This is a genomic window from Pseudomonas sp. SIMBA_068, from assembly GCF_046534705.1.
Lineage (GTDB): Bacteria > Pseudomonadota > Gammaproteobacteria > Pseudomonadales > Pseudomonadaceae > Aquipseudomonas > Aquipseudomonas putida.
The window spans coordinates 1-269 of the sequence record NZ_JAWRYI010000576.1 but is presented as its reverse complement, the minus strand read 5'-3'; the positions used below and the strand labels follow the sequence as shown (position 1 = coordinate 269).

Annotated in this window: 1 protein-coding gene; it reads right to left on the bottom strand. The window is 44.6% G+C overall.

From position 1 onward, the window contains the following. The coding region (locus SB756_RS30485; protein ID WP_410913295.1) for a helix-turn-helix domain-containing protein at positions 1 to 137 on the bottom strand (137 nt) is incomplete at its 3' end. Between the last annotated feature and the right edge of the window lie 132 nt (positions 138 to 269).

Sequence of the window (269 nt, the reverse complement as noted above, 5' to 3'; positions counted from 1 at the left end):
ACTGGCTGGGTTTCGTCTCTTTCCCATTGTGAAATTGTGACGTGAGCAACTCCAGCGAGGCGCGCAGCTTCTCGTTGTGTTAAGCGTAATTCTTTTCGTCGCGCCAGAACTCGCTGGCCTAGGGTTCTTGTATCCATAGTTAGGTAATTCTAATTTTTCTTGACTTAGGTATCCCGCGCACAATAATGTTAGAAAAGTCTAACAAGAGGGGGCTTTGATGCTTAAAGTTGACGCAATTACTTTTTTTGGCAGCAAAACAAAGCTTGCCA